The sequence below is a fragment of the Hydrogenibacillus sp. N12 genome (assembly GCF_019645935.1).
Taxonomy (GTDB): Bacteria; Bacillota; Bacilli; order Thermicanales; family DSM-22653; genus Hydrogenibacillus; species Hydrogenibacillus schlegelii.
In genome coordinates this window covers 1,991,864-2,012,606 of record NZ_CP080953.1, presented here as the reverse complement: position 1 = coordinate 2,012,606, position 20,743 = coordinate 1,991,864, and the positions used below count along the sequence as shown (strand labels likewise).

At 67.7% G+C, this 20,743-nt stretch carries 17 protein-coding genes, 8 tRNA genes, 1 other RNA gene and 1 pseudogene; 25 read left to right on the top strand and 2 right to left on the bottom strand.

Annotation, left to right across the window (positions count from 1 at the left end; genetic code table 11):
• The first annotated feature begins 61 nt into the window (after window positions 1-61).
• From K2M58_RS12700 to K2M58_RS09440, 4 genes are read left to right on the top strand one after another with little or no spacing between them, the layout of a single operon-like run.
• On the top strand, window positions 62-1,126 hold the full coding sequence (locus K2M58_RS12700) for a BMP family ABC transporter substrate-binding protein (protein ID WP_252393444.1): 1,065 nt from the start codon (window positions 62-64) through the stop codon (window positions 1,124-1,126).
• Window positions 1,123-3,162, top strand: coding sequence for a sensor histidine kinase (locus K2M58_RS09450; protein ID WP_220677346.1), 2,040 nt, complete (start codon window positions 1,123-1,125; stop codon window positions 3,160-3,162). Before K2M58_RS12700 ends, K2M58_RS09450 begins: the two co-directional genes overlap by 4 nt.
• The gene (locus tag K2M58_RS09445; protein WP_220677345.1) at window positions 3,131-3,610 is read left to right on the top strand and encodes a response regulator; all 480 of its coding nucleotides are present in this window, start codon (window positions 3,131-3,133) and stop codon (window positions 3,608-3,610) included. Before K2M58_RS09450 ends, K2M58_RS09445 begins: the two co-directional genes overlap by 32 nt.
• A complete protein-coding gene (locus K2M58_RS09440) occupies window positions 3,597-3,818 on the top strand; it encodes a YqgQ family protein (protein WP_220677344.1) in 222 nt (73 codons plus the stop codon). The genes K2M58_RS09445 and K2M58_RS09440 overlap by 14 nt, the downstream gene beginning before the upstream one ends.
• 117 nt (window positions 3,819-3,935) lie before the next feature.
• Here K2M58_RS09440 and K2M58_RS09435 read toward each other — a convergent pair whose 3' ends face one another.
• Window positions 3,936-4,595, bottom strand: coding sequence for a protein disulfide oxidoreductase (locus K2M58_RS09435; protein WP_220677343.1), 660 nt, complete (start codon window positions 4,593-4,595; stop codon window positions 3,936-3,938).
• Between the two features lie 254 nt (window positions 4,596-4,849).
• Here K2M58_RS09435 and K2M58_RS09430 point away from each other — a divergent pair, with 254 nt between their 5' ends.
• The 15 genes and pseudogenes from K2M58_RS09430 to K2M58_RS09360 all read left to right on the top strand — a co-directional run bounded on the left by K2M58_RS09430 (window position 4,850) and on the right by K2M58_RS09360 (window position 11,614).
• A complete protein-coding gene (locus K2M58_RS09430) occupies window positions 4,850-5,956 on the top strand; it encodes a M42 family metallopeptidase (protein ID WP_220677342.1) in 1,107 nt (368 codons plus the stop codon).
• 8 nt (window positions 5,957-5,964) lie between these two features.
• A pseudogene (locus K2M58_RS09425) lies at window positions 5,965-6,621 on the top strand (uracil-DNA glycosylase); the annotation flags it as partial.
• A 203-nt stretch (window positions 6,622-6,824) separates the two neighbouring features.
• On the top strand, window positions 6,825-7,673 hold the full coding sequence (locus tag K2M58_RS09420) for an inositol monophosphatase family protein (protein ID WP_220677341.1): 849 nt from the start codon (window positions 6,825-6,827) through the stop codon (window positions 7,671-7,673).
• 143 nt (window positions 7,674-7,816) lie between these two features.
• Window positions 7,817-7,892, top strand: a tRNA-Ala gene (locus tag K2M58_RS09415).
• Between the two features lie 80 nt (window positions 7,893-7,972).
• Window positions 7,973-8,065: transfer RNA gene (locus K2M58_RS09410), tRNA-Ser, on the top strand.
• A 3-nt stretch (window positions 8,066-8,068) separates the two neighbouring features.
• Window positions 8,069-8,145 (top strand) — tRNA-Met (locus tag K2M58_RS09405).
• 5 nt (window positions 8,146-8,150) lie between these two features.
• Window positions 8,151-8,224 (top strand) — tRNA-Trp (locus K2M58_RS09400).
• Between the two features lie 33 nt (window positions 8,225-8,257).
• Window positions 8,258-8,331: transfer RNA gene (locus K2M58_RS09395), tRNA-Cys, on the top strand.
• 3 nt (window positions 8,332-8,334) lie between these two features.
• A tRNA-Arg gene (locus K2M58_RS09390) sits at window positions 8,335-8,411 on the top strand.
• Window positions 8,412-8,422: 11 nt separating this feature from the next.
• Window positions 8,423-8,498: transfer RNA gene (locus tag K2M58_RS09385), tRNA-Ile, on the top strand.
• 99 nt (window positions 8,499-8,597) lie between these two features.
• Window positions 8,598-8,688, top strand: a tRNA-Ser gene (locus tag K2M58_RS09380).
• Window positions 8,689-8,718: 30 nt separating this feature from the next.
• Window positions 8,719-9,128: RNase P RNA component class B (gene rnpB, locus K2M58_RS09375), an RNA gene on the top strand.
• A gap of 145 nt (window positions 9,129-9,273) precedes the next feature.
• The gene (locus K2M58_RS09370) at window positions 9,274-10,431 is read left to right on the top strand and encodes an MGDG synthase family glycosyltransferase (RefSeq protein WP_220677340.1); all 1,158 of its coding nucleotides are present in this window, start codon (window positions 9,274-9,276) and stop codon (window positions 10,429-10,431) included.
• Entirely contained in the window at window positions 10,428-11,033 is a 606-nt protein-coding gene (gene plsY / locus K2M58_RS09365) for a glycerol-3-phosphate 1-O-acyltransferase PlsY (protein WP_220677339.1), read from the top strand. The genes K2M58_RS09370 and plsY overlap by 4 nt, the downstream gene beginning before the upstream one ends.
• 146 nt (window positions 11,034-11,179) lie before the next feature.
• The gene (locus tag K2M58_RS09360; RefSeq protein WP_220677338.1) at window positions 11,180-11,614 is read left to right on the top strand and encodes an Hpt domain-containing protein; all 435 of its coding nucleotides are present in this window, start codon (window positions 11,180-11,182) and stop codon (window positions 11,612-11,614) included.
• 190 nt (window positions 11,615-11,804) lie between these two features.
• Here K2M58_RS09360 and K2M58_RS09355 read toward each other — a convergent pair whose 3' ends face one another.
• A complete protein-coding gene (locus K2M58_RS09355; protein WP_252393443.1) occupies window positions 11,805-12,560 on the bottom strand; it encodes a S1C family serine protease in 756 nt (251 codons plus the stop codon).
• A gap of 263 nt (window positions 12,561-12,823) precedes the next feature.
• Between K2M58_RS09355 and K2M58_RS09350 the strand changes: the two genes are divergently transcribed.
• From K2M58_RS09350 to K2M58_RS09325, 6 genes are all read left to right on the top strand, one after another.
• The gene (locus K2M58_RS09350) at window positions 12,824-13,357 is read left to right on the top strand and encodes a response regulator transcription factor (protein WP_066199032.1); all 534 of its coding nucleotides are present in this window, start codon (window positions 12,824-12,826) and stop codon (window positions 13,355-13,357) included.
• 165 nt (window positions 13,358-13,522) lie between these two features.
• The gene (locus tag K2M58_RS09345; protein WP_220677337.1) at window positions 13,523-14,347 is read left to right on the top strand and encodes a Cof-type HAD-IIB family hydrolase; all 825 of its coding nucleotides are present in this window, start codon (window positions 13,523-13,525) and stop codon (window positions 14,345-14,347) included.
• Between the two features lie 184 nt (window positions 14,348-14,531).
• The gene (locus K2M58_RS09340; RefSeq protein WP_252393442.1) at window positions 14,532-15,668 is read left to right on the top strand and encodes a hypothetical protein; all 1,137 of its coding nucleotides are present in this window, start codon (window positions 14,532-14,534) and stop codon (window positions 15,666-15,668) included.
• Window positions 15,669-15,672: 4 nt separating this feature from the next.
• Complete coding sequence (locus K2M58_RS09335; RefSeq protein WP_220677336.1) at window positions 15,673-17,457, top strand: ABC transporter transmembrane domain-containing protein; 1,785 nt, start codon at window positions 15,673-15,675, stop codon at window positions 17,455-17,457.
• Window positions 17,438-19,243, top strand: a complete 1,806-nt coding sequence (locus tag K2M58_RS09330; protein WP_220677335.1) for an ABC transporter ATP-binding protein — start codon at window positions 17,438-17,440, stop codon at window positions 19,241-19,243. Before K2M58_RS09335 ends, K2M58_RS09330 begins: the two co-directional genes overlap by 20 nt.
• 300 nt (window positions 19,244-19,543) lie before the next feature.
• On the top strand, window positions 19,544-20,524 hold the full coding sequence (locus tag K2M58_RS09325; protein WP_220677334.1) for a 2-hydroxyacid dehydrogenase: 981 nt from the start codon (window positions 19,544-19,546) through the stop codon (window positions 20,522-20,524).
• Window positions 20,525-20,743: the final 219 nt, after the last annotated feature.

The window sequence follows — 20,743 nt, the reverse complement described above, 5'->3', positions numbered from 1 at the left end:
CGGGCCGGCCCCCCATGCTACAATAAAGACCGGATGATGAACAAGGCAGGCGAACGGCGGGATGTTCAGGCGCGGATCGACGGACGGTCGGGCGGCCTTCTGGGCGCTGGCGGCGGTCGCTCTGGGGCTTTTCGCGTGGGCCGCCGGGTTCGCCCTTGACGATGCGAACCGTCGGGCGGACGGCGGAAGCGATTCGGCGGAGCGGCCGGCGGATCGGGCGCCGCGGGTCGGCGTCCTCATCGAAGGGGCGATCTACGATCAGGGGTGGGACTCGGAAGCGTACGCCGCGCTTCAAGCGCTGGAGCGGCATTACGGGGCCGATGTGGCGTTCGTGGAGTTTCACAACGCCGCGACGCCGGAAAAAATTGCCTCGGCCCTCGAGCGCTTCATCGCGGAGGGTCGGACGCTCCTCATCGGCCACGGGGCGGTCTTCGGCCCGGTGATCGAGGCGACGGCGCCGCACCATCCGGACGTGCAGTTTGTCTCGATCAACGGCCCGGCCGCCGAGGCGAACGTCGTGTCGGTCCACTTTTCCGGCCGGACGATGGGCATTCTCGCCGGCGCGGCGGCGGCGCTCATGTCCCGCACGGGGATCGTCGGCATTGTCAGCGCCTATCCGGACCTCCCGGAAGTCGACGGTTTTCGGGCCGGCGCCCGGTACGCGCGGCCGGAGACGGTCGTCCTCGCCCGGTCCGTCGGGAGCTGGGGCGACCGGCCGGCGGGGCGGGCGGCGGCAGAAGCCCTCATCCGGCAGGGGGCCGACGTGCTCTTTCCGGCCGGCGACGGGTTCAGCATCGATGTCATCGACGTTGCGCGGCGGCACGGTCGCTATGCGGTCGGCTTCATCATAGATCAATCGTTTATCGCCCGCAACGCGGTCATCACGAGCGTGACCCAGGACGTCCGACGGCTTTATACCGAGATCTTCCTCCGGGCGAGGGACGGCACGCTCGACGCGCTCAGGGGCCAGGTGCTCGACGTCAAAAACGGCTACGAACGGCTTTCGGGGTTCGGGCCGATGGTGCCGAAGCCGGTGGCAGAAGCGGTGGAGCGGCTCTATGAGGCGCTTCGGACCGGAAAGCTCACGGAGGCGGACCTGGACGCAGGGGGCCGGAGGGCGTCGTGAGGGGATGGGGTCGGCGGCTTTTTCGCCGCTGGTACGATCTTCCCCTGGCGGGGAAACTCGTCGTCACCCTCGGCACCGTGGCCAGCGGAGCGCTTTTGTCGACGGCCGTCTCCGTCGTCCTGGCGCTCAAGGTCTGGCAGGCGTACGATCGGGTGCTGGAGGCGGAGCACGTCTGGTTCTGGGAGATGGAGTACAAAAACACCGTCTATGCCCGCCTCCACGACGTGACGAGCTACATCGCCACCGGAGATCGGACGTACCGGGAGGCATTTGAAGCGTCGGCGGCCCGGGTGCACGACCTGGAGCGGGCGCTCTTTGCGGCGACCCGGGGCAGCGAGCGGGCGGCGCTCGTCGCTTTTTTTTACGATCAGCGGTCGTTTGATTTTATCCTCCGAAACCGGGTCATCCCGGTCTACGAGCTCGGCAACTTTGAAGACGCCTGGGAGACGCTGCTTACGGATGCGGAGAAAGAGGCGAGGAAGCTCCTCGCCCGGCTGGAGGCGTTCAGTCGGGACAAGGAGGCGGAGATCCAGCGCCTCGTCGTCGAAACGGCGGCCGACGCCCGCCGCTCGGCGGTGGCGCTCGCCGTACTCTGGAGCGCCCAGCTCGCCCTCGCCGTCGTCGCCGGCGTCGTCCTTTTTCGGACGATCCAGCGGCCGGTTGACCGGCTCCGGGAGGCGGCGGCGCGGCTCGAACAGGGCGCCTTCGACGTCCGGATCGGTCTCGGCCGGCGGGACGAGTTCGGCGTGCTGGCCGACGCCTTCGACGCCATGGGCGAGCGGCTCCGGCAGCTCGTCGAAGCGCTCCGAACGGCGAACGCCTACCTCGCCGAAGAAAGCGCCCGGGCGAAGGCGGCCGACCGGGCGAAATCGGAATTTCTCGCCATGATCTCCCACGAGCTTCGGACGCCCCTCGGCGGGATCATCGGGTTTTCCGAGCTTCTTCTGGACGAGCGGGCCGGAGCGCTCACGGAGAAGCAAAAGGCCTACCTCCGTCGGATTCTCTCGAGCGGCCGACATCTTCTGACGCTCATCAACGACCTCCTCGACCTCTCCAAAGCGGAGGCGGGGGCGATGGACCTCATCCGGGAGGAGGTCGAGCTGGAGCCGTTTTTCCGGGAGGCGCTCGACGTTGTCACGGCCCGGGCGGAAAAAGGCGGTGTCACCCTCGGGCTTCGGCTCAACACCCGCCGGAGGCGCTTTTGCTTCGACCCGGTGCGGATGCGGCAGGTGATGTTCAACCTGCTTTCCAACGCGGTCAAATTCACGCCGGCCGGCGGCTCGGTGACGGTCGTCGTCCGGGACGAGGAGGACGCCCTCGCCGTCGACGTGATCGACACGGGGATCGGCATCCGGCCGGAAGCGCTGGAGCGGATTTTTCTTCCGTTTGTCCAGGAAGAGCCGGCGATCGGCCGGCGGTACGAAGGAACCGGCCTCGGCTTAAGCCTCACCAAGCGGCTGGTGGAGCTCCACGGCGGCCGGATTACCGTCGAAAGCGCGCCGGGCAAAGGGTCCCGCTTTACGGTCGTTTTGCCGGACGGGCCGTGTGAGGTGCCGCGGAAGGCGCCGGAGGCACCCCGGTCGGCCGACCGACCGGCGCCGCGGAGGCGCCTCATCCTTGCCGGCCTCCCCCCGCTCGTCGCCGAAGCGCTCGTCCGCCGGTTCGAAGCAGCGGGCCATGCGGTCGAGGTGACGGCGGCGCTTCTTTCGCCTCCGGCCGCGGAGGCGCCGGCGGTGTTCGTTCTCGGCCTGGACCGGGACGAGGACGCCGTGGCGCCCGGAGCTGAGGACGGTTTGGCCGACGGCGCGCCGGTGGATCCGGAGGCGGCCGTCCGGCCGGTGCAGGCGCTTGCCGAGGCGGGGCATCGGATCGTGCTCGCGACGCGGCGGCCGCTTACGCTGGCGGAAAAGGCCCGCCTCCTTCGGTGGGCGAAGGCGATCGTGCCGCCGGAGGTGGAGGCGATCGCCCGGGCGATCGAGACGCAGTGGGAAGGGGGGAACGGCCGTGGCGCGGATCCTCATCGTCGAGGACAATGAGACGAACGCGCTTCTTTTCAGCGACGTTCTGGCGGCGGAAGGGCACGCCGTCGAGGTGGCGCCGGACGGAGAGACGGCCCTCGCCCGCCTGGAGGCGGAGATGTACGACCTCATCCTCCTCGACATCCACCTGCCCGAGATGGACGGCCTCGCGATCGCTCGGGCGCTTCGGTCGACGCCGGCGTTTGACGGCGTCCCGATCGTGGCGCTGTCGGCCTTCGCCACCGATCGGGAGATTCGGGAGGCGTACGCCGCCGGCTTTGACGACTACCTGACGAAGCCGATCGACGTCCAGACGCTCGTCGCCGCCGTGAGCCGCCACCTTCGCTCCGGCCGGATCACCGTCCCGGAAAAAGGCCGGCCGGCGGCCGAGGCCCCGGAGCCCGGGGCTGGAGGAGGCGAAGGGGCCGGGCCGTCCGCCGGGAGGGTTCGGGATGAGGCGCCTTGAGACCGCCGCGGACGTCCGGGCGCTCCTCCGGCGGTTCGGAGCGATCTTCTACACCGGCGATCCCCTCGGGGAGATCGAACTGATGCGGGAGGAGCTGCGGGAGCTTTTTCAGGCCGGCCTGATCGACCGCGAGACGCTTCGGGCGGCGCTCGAGGCGCTCCGGCGCCGGGAGGCGGACCTCCTCGCGGAACGGAATGAGGAGCGGTGAGGCCGTGCGGTTTCTCGCGTCGGAGGGAAGGGGTCGAAGGCAAAAAAATCGCCCTCCGCGCATCGGCGGTGCGCGGAGGGCGGCGCCGGTCGGCCGACCCGGGATCCGTCGGACGGCTTACCGGATGGCGGCGAGGACCTTTTGCAGGACGACCTGCTCCGGGACGGCGCCTTCCTGTTCTTCGACGTCGTTGATGACGGTCTTCGGCACGCCGTAGACGTTGTACTGGCTGGCGAGCTCGGGGAATTCGGTCGCCTCGACCATGTCGGCGCGGATCTTCGGGTGGACCATGGCCATAAAGTGCGCGATCCGGACCGCCCGCGGGCAGTACGGGCACGTCGGGGTGACGAAGACCTGGATGTGAACGTCTTTGTCGACTTCGGCGAGGAGCTTCTCCACCGTCTTTGGCGACAGGCCGTGGGTGCCCTTGCCGAGGTCGACGATGTCTTCGATGAGCGTCGTAAATTCATACCCCGACGGGATGCCGTAGAAGCGGACGCCGGTGTCTTCGCCGTCTTCCCGGGTGAAGACGATCGCCGGTGCCTTGTCGACGCCGTACCGGGCGGCGACGTCGCCGGACGCGGGGTCGTCCAGCCGGTAGACCTGAAGATGGAGCTTGTCGGTGAGCTCCGTGAGTTCTTCCAGGATTTGTTTCGTCGCCTCGCCGTATTCTTTGTTCTCGGCTTCGCTCCAGAAAAAGACGACGTGGACCGGTTTCGTCATCTGGCCGAACCAGTCCCGGATCGTCTCTTTGTCCTTCTCGGCGATGATGCCCATCCGTCTCACTCCTCAAATGGGTTCTGGAAACCGGGATTTCGAACGGCATACCTTGGACCGTAATCCATCGTACTATATTTTCCACAGAAGCACAAGGGGGGATGAGCGCAAGGAGCGCTCGGTCGCTTCCACCCCCCGGCCTTCGGTCCGGCCCTGTTTCGACACGGACGGAACGGATGCTCCCGGCGGCACGGCGTGCTACAATGAAGACAGTGCCGAAAAACGCCAACGACGACTTGAAACGGAGGCCGGCGATGAACGACCAGACCCCTTACGCCGGGCCGGATGCGGCGCCCGGCTTACCGTACGATGAAGCGTTGTTTCGGCAATTGATCGAAGCGCCGGGAGCGCCGGGTTTTGAAGGCGAGGTGCGCCGGGTCGTCAAGGCGGCCCTCGCCGGAGCGGCCGATCGGGTGATCCGGGATCGGCTCGGGAGCCTCTTCGGGGTGCTGGACGGACCGGAAGGCGGGCCGACGGTGATGGTCGCCGGGCACCTCGACGAGGTGGCCCTCATGGTGACCGAGGTGACGGACGACGGCCTTCTCAAGGTGACGGCGCTCGGCGGCTTTTACGATCCGGTGCTCTTGGCGCAGCGGGTGTTCGTCCTCGGCCGGAACGGGGCCGTCCCCGGGGTGATCGGCGCGCCGCCGCCCCACGGCCTGTCGGAGGAGGCCCGGCGGGAGGCGCCGAAGCTCGAGCGGATGTTCGTCGACGTCGGCGCCGCCTCCCGGGAGGACGTCCGGGCTTTTGGCATTCGCCCCGGGGACCCGGTCGTGTTCCCCGGCGTCTACACCTCCCTGGGGGGCGGCCGGCGGGTGCTGGCCAAGGCGTGGGACAACCGCTTCGGCGTCGGGCTCGCCATCGAACTCCTTCGGGCGCTTCGCGATCGGCCCCGGGTGAATACCGTCATCGCCGGGGCGACGGTGCAGGAAGAGGTCGGCCTCAGGGGGGCCGAGACGGCCGCCCGCCTCGTGCGCCCGGACGTTTTCTTCGCCCTCGACGCCGGCCCGGCCGGCGACATGCCCGGCGGAAGCGGGCTCGGCCGCCTCGGCGGCGGGGTCCTCATGCGGGTGAAAGACCGAACGATGGTCACCCACCGGCGGCTTCTCGATTACCTCCTCGACCTGGCCGAGACGGAAGGGATTCCGTACCAGTTTTTCGTCTCCCAGGGCGGGACCGACGCCGGCCGGGTGCACACGATGGGGATCGGCGTGCCGTCGGCGGTGATCGGCATCCCGGCTCGCTACATTCACAGCCCCGTCGCGATCATCGACCTCGACGACTATCGGGCGGCGAAGCAGCTTATCATCGCGGCCGTCTCCCGCCTCGACCGGTCGACGCTGGAGGCGATCGTCGGGTGACGGGCCGGATTTTGAAAAACGACTGGAACGACGTCCTCGGGACGGAGTTCGAAAAGCCGTATTATCAGGCGCTCCGCCGTTTTCTCATCGAGGAGTACCGGTCGACGACGGTCTATCCCGACATGTATGATATCTACAATGCCTTCCACTATACGCCGTATGCGTCGGTGAAGGTCGTCATCCTCGGCCAGGATCCTTACCCCGGACCGAATCAGGCCCACGGCCTCGCCTTTTCTGTCCGGCCGGGGGTGGAGGTGCCGCCGTCTCTGGCCAACATATTTAAGGAGCTGGAGGCGGACCTCGGTCTTCCCCGGCCGAAGCACGGTCACCTCGTCCACTGGGCGCGGCAAGGGGTGCTCCTCCTCAATGCGGTGCTGACGGTCCGGGCCGGGCAGCCGGGATCGCACCGGGGAAAGGGCTGGGAAAAGCTGACGGACGCGGCGATCGCCGCCCTCGGGGCGCGACCGGTGCCGACGGTGTTCTTTCTCTGGGGGCGGGACGCCCAGGCGAAGCGTCCGCTCATCACGTATCCGGGCCACCTCGTGCTCACGGCGCCGCATCCGAGCCCGCTTTCGGCGGCGCGGGGGTTTTTCGGCTCACGGCCGTTTTCCAAGGCCAACCAGTTCCTCGAGGCGGTCGGCCGGGGCCCGATCGACTGGCGCCTGCCGGAGGCGCCGGAGGCGGACGAAGCGCCGGAGCGCCCGGGGCGCGGGTCGTCGGCCGGCCGTGCGGTGGCCCGTCGGCCGGACGCGGCGGGCGGCGGAGAGGCGATCGGCGGCCCGTCCGGAGGTTTGGGTTCCGACGACGGGGCTCTGACGGCGGCGCATCAGAGCACCGGGTCGGTCGGCGGAGAAGGGAGACGATGGGGATGATCACGGAACGGGCGCTGCAGGCGTATCTCGCCTTTGCCCGCACGCTGGCGGAAGAGGCGGGGGCGCTCATCCGGGAGCGGCTTCTTAAGCTGGAGGCGGGCGAGGCGCTTCAGATCGGGACGAAGAGCGGCCCGAGTGACCTCGTGACGGAGGTCGACCGGGCGGTGGAAGCGCACGTCGTCCGGCGCATCCGGGCGGCGTATCCCGACCACGGCGTCCTCGGCGAGGAGGGGACCGACGCGGCCGGGTCGCCGGAAGCCGCCGGACTTCGCTGGGTGATCGACCCGATCGACGGGACGACGAACTTCGTCCACCAGAAGGTCAATTTCTGCGTGTCGATCGCCCTCTACGCCGGCGACGAGGGGCTCGTCGGCGTCGTCTACGATCCGATGCGGGAAGAACGCTTTACGGCGGTCCGCGGGGGCGGTGCCGCCATCAATGGCCGCCCGCTCCGGTTGGACGGCGCGAAAGGGCTTTCGGAAAGCCTGATCGGAACGAGCCTCACGTGGGTGCGCCGGGCGAGACAGACGGGCCTCGTCGAGCCTGTCTGGCGCCTCGCCGAGCGATCCCGGGGGCTCCGTTCCCTCGGCGCCGCGGCGCTGGAGGCGGCGTACGTCGCCGCAGGGCGCCTCGATGCGTTTTTGAGCCTGACGCTCTCTCCGTGGGACTTTGCCGCGGCCAAGCTCATCGTCGAGGAAGCGGGCGGGACGGTGGTGGACTTCGCCGGGCGGCCGGTCGGGCTGAAGCGCCCGGAGCTCGGCTTTCTGGCCGCGCATCCGTCGCTCGTCGAGCCGATCCTCGAGGTGCTCCGGCCGTGGGCGCTGTCGCAGCAGGAAGCCCGCTGAGGCGAGAAAGGGTGCAACGCCGGGGAATATGCAATTATTACATTAACTGAAGGGTTGATTTTTCCCGCGAGCCGTGATACATTAAGCATTGTCGCGGCGGTCCGGTGCGATGGCCGGACGATCCGATGGGCCGCATTCGGCGTGGGGCCGTAGCTCAGCTGGGAGAGCGCGTGAATGGCATTCACGAGGTCGGCGGTTCGATCCCGCTCGGCTCCACCATTTTCCTTTGGTTTTTCACTCACAATTGGCTTTCCTTGTCCTGTGAGCCTCAAGCGGGGCTTTTTGCGTCTTGGTGACGTGGAGTGATACCCAAGTGGTGAAGGGGACGGTTTGCTAAACCGTTAGTGGGCCCCAAAGGCCCAGCGTGGGTTCGAATCCCACTCACTCCACCAGATGGCGGAGTAGCTCAGCTGGCTAGAGCGTACGGTTCATACCCGTGAGGTCGAGGGTTCGAGCCCCTCCTCCGCTACCAGCCGCAGGGGCGTAGTTTAATGGTAGAACAGCGGTCTCCAAAACCGCCAGTGTGGGTTCGATTCCTGCCGCCCCTGCCATCCCCTTGCTTGAGGCGTTCATTGCTTTTATTCGGGAGCATCGCCAAGCGGCAAGGCAAGGGTCTGCAAAACCCTCATCCCCGGTTCGAATCCGGGTGCTCCCTCCACGCGTTCCAGTAGCTCAGCCGGATAGAGCAGCGGCCTTCTAAGCCGTCGGTCGGGGGTTCGAATCCCTCCTGGAACGCCATGCTGAGGAACGGGCCCTTAGCTCAGCGGTGAGAGCGGTCGGCTCATAACCGATTGGTCGCAGGTTCGAATCCTGCAGGGCCCCCCACAGGATCCGCGCCCGACCGATGGGGCGCCGGCGGATCGCCCGGCTGAAGGGGCGGGCGTTCGACCGGGGGCTCGGAGTCCGGCCGCAGGCGTCCGCTGTGGAGGAGTACCGAAGCGGTCATAACGGGGCGGACTTGAAATCCGTTGGGGCCTTCGGGCCCACGTGGGTTCGAATCCCACCTCCTCCACCAGACGCGCCATAGCGCGCCCGTGATGATCGGGGGCACGCGTAGCCGCTGCGCCGCGCGCGTCGGCGCCGGCGTAGAGGAAAGTCCAGGCTCGCCCGAGCTGCGAGGCTCGGAGTGTTCGCGCCCGGGGCAACCCGGGGCGGCGGACGGCCTGCCTCCGGGCAGGTGTCGGGTCCGTCGACGGCGGCGAACGGAACTCTCGGAGTTCCTATTAGCCATAACGTGCCACAGAGACGAGCTCTTCCGGCGACGGAAGAGGTGGAACGCGGTAAACCCCGCGAGCGAGAAACCCAAATGATGGTAGGGGAGCCCTCCGAAGAGAAATGAATCGGAGGAGGGATCGCTGCCGGCTTCGCCGGCGGCGATAGAAAGATGGCTACGCCTCCTGTACGAGGGCCGGGCACCCGTTTGCAGTACGGGAGGACAGAACCTGGCTTACAGTGCCACCGATCGCCCACACGGGCGCATACCGGCCGCGGAAGCACAGGCTTCCGCGGCTTTTGGCGTTTTCGGGGCGGGATGGGGGTTCGGTTGATTTTTCCCGGGACGGCCTGCATACTATACGTAGGGATGAAGGAGGGTGAAGGGATGGCGCCGTATCGCGTGCTCATCTTGAGCGCGAGCTTTGGGGAAGGCCACCGGCAGGCTTCCCGGGCGATCCAGGAAGCGCTCTTTCTTCGCCATCCGGATGCGGCCGTCGAGATCGTCGATTACGTCCAGTCGATCAACCGGACGTGGAGCCGGTTTGCGCAGTTTTTTTACCTCCAGGGGATCAAACGGGCGCCGGTCCTGTACGGCTTTTTCTATAAACAGTTCAACCGCATCCCGACGGATTCGACCTTAAGCCGCAGCATGAGCCGCATCGGCCACATCATCGGCGGTCGGAAACTGAAGGAATATGTCGATCATTTTCGCCCGGATGTCGTCATTCATACGTTTCCGTCTTCGGCCGGAGCCCACGCGGAGCTGAAGCGGCAGGGCGAGACGGCGGTGCCGTCGTTTACGGTCATCACCGATTACGCCGCCCACCGGCAGTGGATCCACCAGGAGACGGACCTTTTTTTTGTCGGAGCGCCGAAGGTGCGCGACGAGCTCATCGCCGAAGGGGTGCCGCGGGAAAAGATCCGGGTGACGGGAATCCCGGTGCGGCAGATGTTTTTGCGGACGTACGACCGGGCGGATCTCGCCCGCCGGATGGGCCTTCGTCCGGATCGGCCGACGGTGCTCCTCCTCGCTGGGGCGTTCGGCGTCTCGGAGCAGATCGTCGCCGTCACCCGGGCGCTCCTCGCGGAGCCGGTGCCGCTTCAACTCCTCGTCGTCACCGGCCGGAACCGGCGGCTCTATGAGACGATGGCGGAGGTGACGGCGGAAGCCGGCGGGCGGCTTCGGGTGTTCGGTTTTGTGGAGAATATCGCCGAGCTGATGGCCGTCTCGGACCTCGTGTTTACAAAATCCGGCGGGCTGACGACGTCGGAAGCGGTGGCGATGGAGGTGCCGATGGTGTTCTTCAAGCCGATCCCGGGCCAGGAGGCGGCGAACGCGGACTTTCTCGCCGGCGCCGGGGTGGCGGTCATCACCCGACAGCTCGACGACCTCATCGCCTTTACCCGCCGGTTTTTGGACGATGCCGGCCTGCGGGCGGCGATGAAGGCCCGGTTTCTGCCGCTCAAGCGGTCGATGCATGAGACGACGATCGTCGAGGAGCTGGAGGCCTTTCTCGCGGCGGCGAAAGGAGTTCGGCGATGACGCTTCTTGCCTTCGTCCTCGCCTACCTCCTCGGCTCGGTGCCGTTCGGCCTCCTCTTCGCCCGGGCGGTCGGCGTCGACCTTCTTCGCTGCGGGAGCGGGAACATCGGCACAACGAACGCCTTTCGCTGCGCCGGCCCCGTCGTCGGGACGCTCACCCTCGTCTTCGACGTGCTGAAGGGGCTCGCCGGCGTTTTTTTGCTGGCGCCGCTCGTCTACGCGCCGTGGGCGCTTTATGCGACGGGGTTTCTCATCATCCTCGGCCACACGAAATCGGCCTTCCTCCGCTTTCGGGGCGGGAAGGCCATCGCGACGAGCTTCGGCGTGCTCCTTTATCTCAACCCGTGGGCGATCCTCCTCGCGGCGGCGGCGTTTGCGGCGGTCGTCGCCTGGACGCGGACGGTGTCTCTCGGTTCGATCACGGCGGGTGTCGTCTATCCGCTGCTTACACCGTTTTTTCGGCATGATCCGCTGTTCATCCTTCTTTCGTACGCCCTCGGCGCGTACGCGATCTGGCTGCACCGGGAAAACATCCGCCGCCTTCTCGCCGGGAAGGAGCCGAAGTTTACGTTCGGCCCGCGGCGGGACCGGCCGCTTCGGTAGGCGCCGGGAAAGGCGATGGGGCCGCTCTGTGGCCTCCGTTCGCCCCGTGTCCGGTGGGTCGCCCGGCCGGCTCGCTCCCGGAGGCAAAGAAGCGGCCGAACGGGAAAAGGACCGACGGCAAAGGCGGTCGAAGGGGGGCGAAGCGGATGCTCGGCCCGGAAGCGGAGCGGCGGCTTGCGGCGCAGCTGATCCGGACGCTTAAGGAGGCGGAGGCGGCGATCGCTCAGGCGTGGTCGACGGGAGATCGGGCGCGGCTTTCACGGCTCGGCCACGCGCTCAAGGGGAACTCCGGCGCCCACTACTTCGGGCTTTCGGCGATCCGGGAGGCGGGCGCGGCGCTCGAGGCGGCCTTTCGCCCCGCGGCGGGTCGCTCCGATCCGACCGTCGGCGAGGCGCCCCGGACGGCCGGACCGAACCCGCCGGCCCATGTTTCGGCGGCTTCCGTAGACGAAAGCGGGGCCGGAGGAGCCTCCGGCCCCGAGGCGGGGGAGCAGGCGGTCGAAGCGGCCCGGCAGGCGATCGCGGCGGCGATCGCGGCGCTTCGGGAACGTTTTCCGACCCCGGGGCCGGACGAGCGCTAGCGCCGCCCGTCGATTTCCGGGCGCCGGGGGGCCGCCGTCGAGGGGCGGACGGCGGGCGGGGTGCCGAAAACGCCGCCGCCGGGGGCCGGCGTCTTGACGGGGCGACAAAAATGCCGCCGGAAGGGCGCGGGCGGCCCGATGGACGTCGGAAGCACCGCCGTAGAGGCTTCGGAAGCGCCGCCGGACGGCCCTAGCGGGGGAGGTAGGCGGCGATCCGGGGCTTGATGCTGTCGATGGCGATGGCGAACCCGATGCTCTGGGACCCTCGGACGATGGCGGCGTTCATGCCGATCACCTGGCCGTAGAGGTTGAAAAGCGGCCCGCCGCTGTTTCCGGGGTTGATGGCGGCGTCGGTCTGGATGACGTCGTCGTAGTCGTGCTGGCCGGTCCGGACCGAGCGGTGTTTGGCCGAGATGACGCCGACGGTGACGGTGTTTTCGAGCCCCAGCGGGTTGCCGATGGCGATGACCCATTCGCCGACGCGGGCCTTGTCGGAACTCCCGAGGACGGCCGCCGCGAGCGGCCGGGGGGCGCTCACCTTGAGGACGGCGAGGTCCCGCCGAACGTCCTGCCAGACGAGGCGGGCGGGCCGGACGAACGCCCCTTGCCGGACGCGGATCTCACCGGCCCGGTCGATGATGTGCTGATTCGTCAGGATGTAACCGCGGGGATGGATGATGAAGCCGGAGCCGAAACTTCGGCCGAGGGGCGGCCCGTCGTCTTCGGGGAGGAAAAAAGGGAGGAAAAACGGGCCGAAGGGCCCGAAGGGAAGCTGCCGTTCCCGGTCGGTCTCGATGGCGACGATGATCGGTTTGACCCGCTCGATGACGTCGACGAAGATGTTGGCCGGATGCGGCCGATCCGCCGGATCGGGTCGCTCTGCCGGTTGGGCCCGAAGGAGGTCCAGGGCGAGGCGTTTTTTCTTCGTCGGCTTCACGATCCCCACCTCTTTCCGGGTTCGCTACAGTGTATGTCCGGCGGCCGGCCCGGTCACGTTCGTCCGCCCATGGCCCGGAAAGATCGGTTCGGCCGTTCGGCCGCGGCGCTCAGGCAACGGGACGGGAAACGGTTCGTCGACCATCCAGTTCGCGTCCGCCACGCCCAGAAAGATCCGTTGCATCTTTTCTATGATGTGATACAATAAAAACGATGAATCGTGCTTGATGCTGGAGTTCTGAATCATCATCCTATGAAACGAGGAGGTTCCCGATGAAGCGGAAGGTGCTCGTCATCGACGATGAGAAGGAGCTGGAGCTCCTCGCCCGGGAGGTGCTCGAGCCGGAGGGGATCGAGGTTCAGGCGGCGGAGACGGGGCTGGACGGGCTGGAGCTCCTCAAGCGGAACCGTTATGACGTCGTTCTTCTCGACCTCAACCTTCCGGACGAAAACGGGCTCGAGATTTTGAAGCAAGTCCGGGACAAGGACCTCATGACGCGGATCGTCATCATCACCGCGTACGGTTCGATCGAGTCGGCAGTCCAGGCGATGAAATCCGGCGCCAACGACTACCTGGCGAAGCCGGTCTCGGCGGAAAGCCTGAAGGACGTCGTGATGAAGCAGCTTTCCGGCAAGCGGGAGGACGAGGCGTATCCGATTTCGATGCAGGAAGTGGAGCGGAAGCACATCGCCTACGTGCTGAAGCTCTTCCGGGGGAACCGCCGGAAGACGGCGGAAGCGCTCGGCATCAGCCTCCGGACGCTGTACTACAAGATCAAGCAGTTTGACCTTCGGGACGTCCGCTGACGCGCCTGACCGGAAAGCGCCTCCGGCGACCGATCGGCGCGGGAGGAGGCGCCCGGTTCAGGGACAAGCCCATCGACCACCGGCGCCGGATGTCGCCGTGGCGGCGGTTTGCCGGCGGCCCTCCGATCACGTACAATGGGGTAGGCGGTGAAAGGAGGGCCGTTTTTGTTTCGCTACGACCTCGTCGCCGTCGATGTCGACGGCACGCTGATCGACGACGCCTTTCGGGTGCCGCCGAAGACGCGGGCGATCCTTCGGGAGATCCACGCCGCCGGCATCGTCGTCGTGCTGGCCACCGGCCGGAACCCGAGCGGAACGGTCCCCTTGCTGTCTGAAATCGGCATCTCCGGTCCGCTCATCGTTCACAACGGGGCGTTCGTTTTCGATCCGGCGACGGGCCGGGAGTTTTTGACCCTTGCCCTCGGACGGTCGCGCTTGCCGGATCTCTTTCGCTTCGCTCGGGAACACGGGCTTCACTACGACGTGAATACCACCTATCACCTGTACGTCGACGCGTTGATCGCGTCGGAGATGGCGGCGCTGTACGAGGCGTATTACGCCAAGCCGCTCGTCGTCGCCGACTGGTCAGAAGTGACGGAGCCGGTCGTCAAGGTGACGATGATCGGATCGGAGGCGCACGTCGATCGGATCTTTCCGGAGGCGGTGCGGGCGTTTCCGGAGTACCGGGTGCTTCGGAGCGGGGAGACGTACATCGACGTCGTCCATCCGGAGGCGAACAAGGGCGCCGGGCTCAAGGCTGTCGCCGCCGCTTATGGCATTCCGCTTTCCCGGACGATGGCGATCGGCAATTACTATAACGACCTCGAAATGTTTGCCGTCGCCGACTTCGCCGTGGCGATGGCGAACAGTCCCGAGGAGGTGAAGCGGCGGGCGGATGCGGTGACGGCGTCGAACAACGAGGAAGGCGTCTACCTCGCCATCCTCCGCTATGTCCTCGGCGACGACCCGGCGGGGCGGGAGACGATCTGACCGCCGGGTGGGCCTGACGGCGCGGCCCTCGCCGGGAGAAACGGCGACGGACCAAAGTAAAGTAATGGATAGAAGTCGCGGCAAGATAGAGGGTCGCGGAGAGAAAGGGACGGAAGCGCGAAGAAAAAGAGCAGTGGAAGGACGAAAAACGGCGAGAGTACGGTAGAACGAGGCGGGGCGCGCGATGGAGCAGGAGAGGGCAGAAAAGCGGGAAGAGGGCGCAGAAAAGCGGGAAGGACGGCGGTTTCGGCTCGATCGGGAGGCGATTTACGCGCATCCGCGCGTCATTTTTTTGCGCGATCTGTTGCCGATCGATCGGTATCTCGACGAGCTGGAGGCGGCGATCAACGCCGTCTTCGTCGCCCGGGGCGAGACGGTCGTCCAGAAGCGGCGGGTGGTGGCGCTTCGGGCGACGGACGACGATCGGCTCGTGTCGGCCTTCAAGGCGGCGGTGTACCTCGGCAATTACCACGACATGACGAACCGCGAGCGGTTTTTGAAGCGGATGGTCCGGGCGGAACATTCGTACGAGCCGATCCGCGGCGAGTCGATCTTGTTCCTCTTTATCGGCGTGGGAAAACCGGTCTACGACCATCTCGTGACGTACAGCGTCGGCCGGACGACGCGGATCGCCGCCGGACAGCGGGCCAATCTCCCGTGGGGGTATGAGGTGCCGGTCGAGGCGAAGCACCCGGAGCGGTACATCGAGATGAACCTGCCTCGCATCCGGGAGGTCGTCGAGTGGGTGACCCGCTCGGCGGACAACCCCGACCCAGAGCAGCTGCAGGCGATGCGGTCCTCGCTTCCGGTCGGCTACATCATGCCGCCGTTTTTGCTGGAGTTCAGCGAGGAGGCGCTGATCAAGCACGTCTTTCGGCAGCGGCTGTTCGAAAAGGGGGCTCAGGGGGCGACGGTCGACGTCGTGAGCGACATGTGGGAGGCGGTGCTCGCGATCGACCGGGAGAAGTGGGAGACGCTCTACGATTACCACGGGCCGCATCTCCCCCGGTGGCGGCGGGCGATGCGCCGGCTCAGGGACGAGAAGACGACCCTTTCGGCGCTCCTCGAGGCGGCGGGCGTGCCGGTGGAGCGGCTTCCGGACGGGCGGCTCGCCGCCCCTGATCGGGAGCTGTATCCGCTGCTCATGGAGACGGTCGGCAAGCTCCCGCCGACGATGTGGGAGCGGCAGGCGGCGGTCGGCGCCGACCGGCCGTCGGGGGAGAACCGCCGGCCGGAGGAACGCCGTCGATCGGAGGAACTCGGGCGGCCGGAAGGACGGAGCGGATCGGAAGCGGCCGGCCGACCGGACGGTTTGAGGTGATTCGGTGCGGCTGTTTCGCGAACTCGGATGGTTTTTCTGGCAGGAACGCCGGGCGTATGGGCTCGGCGCGCTCTTTTTGGTCGTCATTGCGTGCATCAATCTGCTCCCCCCGTACTGGGTCGGCCGGATGGTCGATGCGATCCGGTCGGGGACGGTGACGCCGGCGGAGCTTACGCGAACGAGTCTGGCGATCCTCGCCGTGGCGGGGGTGTCGTACGCCCTCCGGTACGGGTGGCGGCTTTTTCTGTTCGGGAGCGCATATCGGCTCGGGATGCTCCTTCGCAACCGGCTGTTCGCCCGGTTTGTGCGGCTTATGCCGGCGTTTTATCAGCGGGAGCAGGTGGGCGACCTCCTCGCTCACGTGACGAACGACGTGGAGGCGCTGGAGGCGGCCGCCGGCGAAGGGGTGATGACGCTCGTCGATGCGGTGAGCATGGGTGGGCTCGTCGTCGGCATGCTGTTCTGGCTCGACGGGCGGCTTGCCCTCGTCGCTCTCTTGCCGATGCCGGCGATCGCCGTCCTGACGAAGCGCCTCGGAGACGCGATGCACGAGCGCTTCGAGCGGGCCCAGGGGGCGTTCAGCGCACTGTCCGCCAAGGTGCAGGAGGGGATCGGCGGCATTCGGGTGCTTCGGGCGCTCGGCCAGACGGATCGGGAGGTCGAAGCGTTCCGGCGGGCGGCGGAGGCGGCGGCCCGGGAAAACGTCGAGGTGGCCAAGATCGACGCGCTGTATTACCCGGTGATTTTTTTCTTCGTCGGGCTGTCGTACTTTCTCACCGTCGCCGTCGGCGCGCTGTTCATCGTGCAGGGGACGCTCACGCTGGGGACGCTCACGTCGTTTACGATGTACCTCGGGCACCTCATCTGGCCGATGCTCGCCTTCGGGTATCTGTTCAACATCATGGAGCGGGGGAGCGCCTCGTACGACCGGATCCGGCGGCTTCTCACGGCGGAGCCGGCGGCCCCGGACCGACCGGGGGCGGATCCGCGGCCGCCTCGGGGACCGATCGCGATCCGCATCCGGCGCTTCGCCTACCCGAAAGCGGCGGTGCCGGCGTTGGAAGCGGTGTTCATCGATCTGCCGGAAGGGGCGACCCTCGGCGTCGTCGGTCCGGTCGGAGCCGGCAAATCGACGCTCCTTCGCCTTCTCGTCCGGGAATATGACGTCGAAGACGGGGAGATCGCGATCGGGGGCCGGCCCCTTTCGGCGTTCACCCTCTCCGCCCTTCGGACGGCGGTCGTCTATGTTCCGCAGGAGCCGGTCCTCTTTTCGGCGACGGTGCGGGAGAACATCGCCTTTGCCCGGCCGGAGGCGCCGTTTGAGGCGATCGTGCGGGCGGCCAAGCTGGCGGAGCTCCACGACGACATCGTCCGGTTTCCGGAGGGGTATGAGACGCGGATCGGGGAACGGGGGGTGACCCTCTCCGGCGGGCAACGGCAGCGCCTCGCCCTCGCCCGAGCGCTCCTTCTGGATCCGGAGGTGCTCGTCATCGACGACGGCCTGTCGGCGGTGGACGGCCGGACGGAGGCGCGCATCCTGGCCAACCTTCGGACGGAGCGCCGGGGCAGGACGACGATCATCGCCGCCCACCGCCTGAGCGCCGTCGAGGCGGCGGATCGCATCATCGTCCTGATCGACGGGCGGGTGGCGGAGCTGGGGGACCATGCGTCGCTCATGGCCGCCGGAGGGTGGTACGCCCGGACGTACCGGCGGCAGAAGCAGTGGGCGGCCATGCGGGAGACGCTTAAGCAGGCGGAGGGACCAAGCGTTGGACGGCGGGAAGCGTGACGCGGCGGCGGACGAGCGGGTCGAGTACGGCGTCCGGCGGGCCCGCCGCGTCGGCCGACGGCTGCTTCATTATGCGCGGCGGGAGTGGCGGCTTTTTCTCGTCGGGTTCGCGTTCCTTTTTCTGGCCACCGCCGGGAACGTCCTCGGGCCGGCCCTCATCCGGCGGTTTATCGACCGGCACCTCGTCCCCGGCGATTTTGCGCCGAAGCCGCTTTTGCTGCTGGCGGCGGCGTATCTCCTTTCGCTCGTGCTCACGGCGGTTTTTCAGTTTTTGCAGTATGTGGCGTTCGGAAAGGCGGCCCAGCGGATCGTCCTCCGGATCCGGATGGACGTCTACCGGCGGGCGACGGGGTTTGCCATGGCGTTTTACGACCGGGTGCCGTCCGGGTGGCTCGTCTCCCGGGTGACGAACGACACCGAGGCGCTCAAGGAGCTGTACGCCACGGTCATCGCCGCCTTTGTGCAAAACGGGGTGTTCCTCCTCGGGGTGACGGCGGCGCTCTTCATCCTCGATCCCCGGTCGGCCCTCTGGCTCGTCTGGGTGCTCCCGGCGGCCTTCGGGCTCATGGTCGCCTACCGGCGGCTTTCGGATGGCGTCGTCCGCGCGGTGCGGAAGACGCTCTCGGCGCTCAGCGGCTTTTTGGGCGAGGCGCTCGCCGGCATGCGGGTCATTCAGGCGTACCGGCAGGAGGGCCGGTTTCAGGAGCGGTTTGAGGCGCTCACGGCGACGGCCTACGGCGCCCAGCTTCGGCGGATCCGGCTGAACGCCCTTCTCGTGCGGCCGGCGGTCGACGTCCTCTACCTTCTCGCCCTTGTCGTCCTCGTCGACGTCTTCGGGCTCCGGTCCCTCACCGGCGCCGTTTCCCTCGGCGTGCTGGTGGCGTTCATCGCGTATGTCGACCGGATGTTTGAGCCGGTGAACGAGATGATGTTCAGCTTGACCTTTCTGCAGGGAGCGCTCGTCGCCGGCGAGCGGGTTTTCGGGCTTCTCGATCACGATGAGCCGTTCTTTAAGCCCGAGCGGCCGGCGCCGGACGGGATCCGGGAAGGGCGGATCGAGTTTCGCAACGTCTCGTTTGCGTACGATCCGGCCCATCCGGTGCTCGACGGGGTGACGTTCACGGTCGAGCCGGGACAGACGGTCGCGCTCGTCGGCCCCACCGGCGCCGGCAAATCGACGATCGCCGGTCTCATCCTCCGCTTTTACCGGCCGACCGCCGGCGAGATCCGGATCGACGGCCGGCCGCTCGACGACTACGACGAGGCGGTGCTCCGGCGGGACGTCGGATATGTGCTTCAGGAGCCGTTTTTGTTCGGCGGCGACGTGGCGTTCAACATCCGGCTTTATGACGACGTTCCTGAGGAAGCGGTCGAGCAGGCGGCGGCGTTCGTCGGCCTCGACCGGCGCCTGGCGCGCCTTCCGGAGGGGCTTCGGACGCCGGTGATGGAGCGCGGGGCGGCGCTTTCCGCCGGAGAGCGGCAGCTCGTCGCTTTTGCCCGGGTCATGCTTCGAAACCCGAAAATCCTCATCCTGGACGAGGCGACGGCGAGCGTCGATTCGGAGACGGAGGCGCTGATCGAGGAGGCCCTCGCGCGGATGCGGCGGGACCGGACGACGATCATCATCGCCCACCGGCTGTCGACGATCCAGAATGCCGACCGGATCTTCGTCCTCTCCCGGGGCCGGATTGTCGAAGCCGGGACGCACGAGACGCTCATGGCCAAAGGCGGCCTTTACGCGACGATGGTTCGGTTGCAGACGGAAGGAGAGGCGGATTTCGGCTGACGGGCGGGGACCGTCAGGACGGCCGGCGAGCGGTGCGGCCGGCGGGAAGGGCGCGGCGGCGGCGGGGCGGTCGATGAGACAGACGGGACGGGCGCAGCGGCCGGCGGGAAAGGCGCGGCGACCGGCGGGAAGGCGCGACGGCGGGACGGGCGATGGGACGGGCGGGAAGGGGGGCGGACGGCCGGTGAGGTGCGCGCGACGGCCGGCAGGAGTTTTTCGTCCCGGCGGCGAATCCCCCAAGGAACGAGGGATCGGAAAAAGATCGGCCCAAGCGGGCATCCTGTAAAGGAGGCGGGAGGCTTGAGCGATCGGCGCATTTTCGTCAGCCGGCGTCTTCCGGAAGCGGTGCTGGCGCCGCTCCGGTCGCTCGGGACGGTCGAGGTCTGGCCGGAAGAAACCGTCCCGCCGCCGCGGGAGGTGCTCCTCGAAGCGGCGGCGCGCGCCCGGGCGATGCTCACCCTGATCACCGACCGGATCGACGCCGAAATGATCGAACGGGCGGAGTCGCTCGCGATCATCGCCAACATGGCCGTCGGGTACAACAACATCGACGTCGCCGCGGCCCGGCGGCGGGGCATCTGGGTGACGAACACGCCGGACGTTTTGACCGAGACGACGGCCGATCTCGTCATGGCGCTCCTGCTCGCGGCGATGCGGCGGCTTCCGCAGGCGGAGCGGGCCCTTCGGGAGAGGCGGTGGCAGGGCTGGTCGCCGTTTGACTTCGTCGGCCTGGACGTTCACGGCAAGCGCCTCGGCATCTTCGGCATGGGCCGGATCGGCCGGGCGGTCGCCCGGCGGGCCCGGGGATTCGACATGGAGATCCTCTACCACAACCGCCGGCGCCTGCCGGAGGCGGTCGAGCGGGGCATCCCGGCCCGGTACGTCGACTTTGCCGCCCTCGTCCAGGAGAGCGACGTCCTCGTCATCCTGGCGCCGTACGCGCCGGAGCTCTACCACCGGTTCAACCGGGAGGTGCTGTACGGGATGAAGCGCGGCGCGGTGCTCATCGTCGCGTCCCGGGGCGGCATCGTCGACGAGGCCGCCCTCGTCGAAGTGCTTCGGGCCGGTCACCTGGCGGCGGCGGGCCTCGACGTCTTCGAAACGGAGCCGATCCCGCCGGATCATCCGCTTCTTACGGTCGAAAACGCCGTCCTTTTGCCCCACATCGGGAGCGCGACGGTCGAAACCCGCCTCAAGATGGCCGAACGGGCGGTGGACAACATCGTCCGGGTGCTCACCGGCCGGCCGCCTCGGGATCCGGTCGACGCCGACGGGCCGTAACCGGGAGGGGGCGGCCAAAGCGGCGGCGTTGCGGGGATCGCCGGGGAAGGAAAAGAATCGCCGCCGATCGGCCGGGTCGCCGATGCCGGCGCTTTCGGGCGACGGAAGCGCCGGGAGGACGATGCCGGCGCCTTTTACGGCGGAAGAAGCGGGAGAGGCTGCGGCGAAAAGGATGACGCCGGTGCCTTTTTCCGGTATAATGGTGCTGATCAGAGAAAC

Excerpts from the sequence above, each read along its gene's own strand:
- plsY (WP_220677339.1), top strand. The coding sequence starts at position 10,428 with ATGACGCTTCTTGCCTTCGTCCTCGCCTACCTCCTCGGCTCGGTGCCG.
- K2M58_RS09360 (WP_220677338.1), top strand. The coding sequence starts at position 11,180 with ATGCTCGGCCCGGAAGCGGAGCGGCGGCTTGCGGCGCAGCTGATCCGG.
- K2M58_RS09370 (WP_220677340.1), top strand. The coding sequence starts at position 9,274 with ATGGCGCCGTATCGCGTGCTCATCTTGAGCGCGAGCTTTGGGGAAGGC.
- K2M58_RS09435 (WP_220677343.1), bottom strand. The coding sequence starts at position 4,595 with ATGGGCATCATCGCCGAGAAGGACAAAGAGACGATCCGGGACTGGTTC.
- K2M58_RS09440 (WP_220677344.1), top strand. The coding sequence starts at position 3,597 with ATGAGGCGCCTTGAGACCGCCGCGGACGTCCGGGCGCTCCTCCGGCGG.
- K2M58_RS09430 (WP_220677342.1), top strand. The coding sequence starts at position 4,850 with ATGAACGACCAGACCCCTTACGCCGGGCCGGATGCGGCGCCCGGCTTA.
- K2M58_RS09420 (WP_220677341.1), top strand. The coding sequence starts at position 6,825 with ATGATCACGGAACGGGCGCTGCAGGCGTATCTCGCCTTTGCCCGCACG.
- K2M58_RS12700 (WP_252393444.1), top strand. The coding sequence starts at position 62 with ATGTTCAGGCGCGGATCGACGGACGGTCGGGCGGCCTTCTGGGCGCTG.
- K2M58_RS09350 (WP_066199032.1), top strand. The coding sequence starts at position 12,824 with ATGAAGCGGAAGGTGCTCGTCATCGACGATGAGAAGGAGCTGGAGCTC.
- K2M58_RS09340 (WP_252393442.1), top strand. The coding sequence starts at position 14,532 with ATGGAGCAGGAGAGGGCAGAAAAGCGGGAAGAGGGCGCAGAAAAGCGG.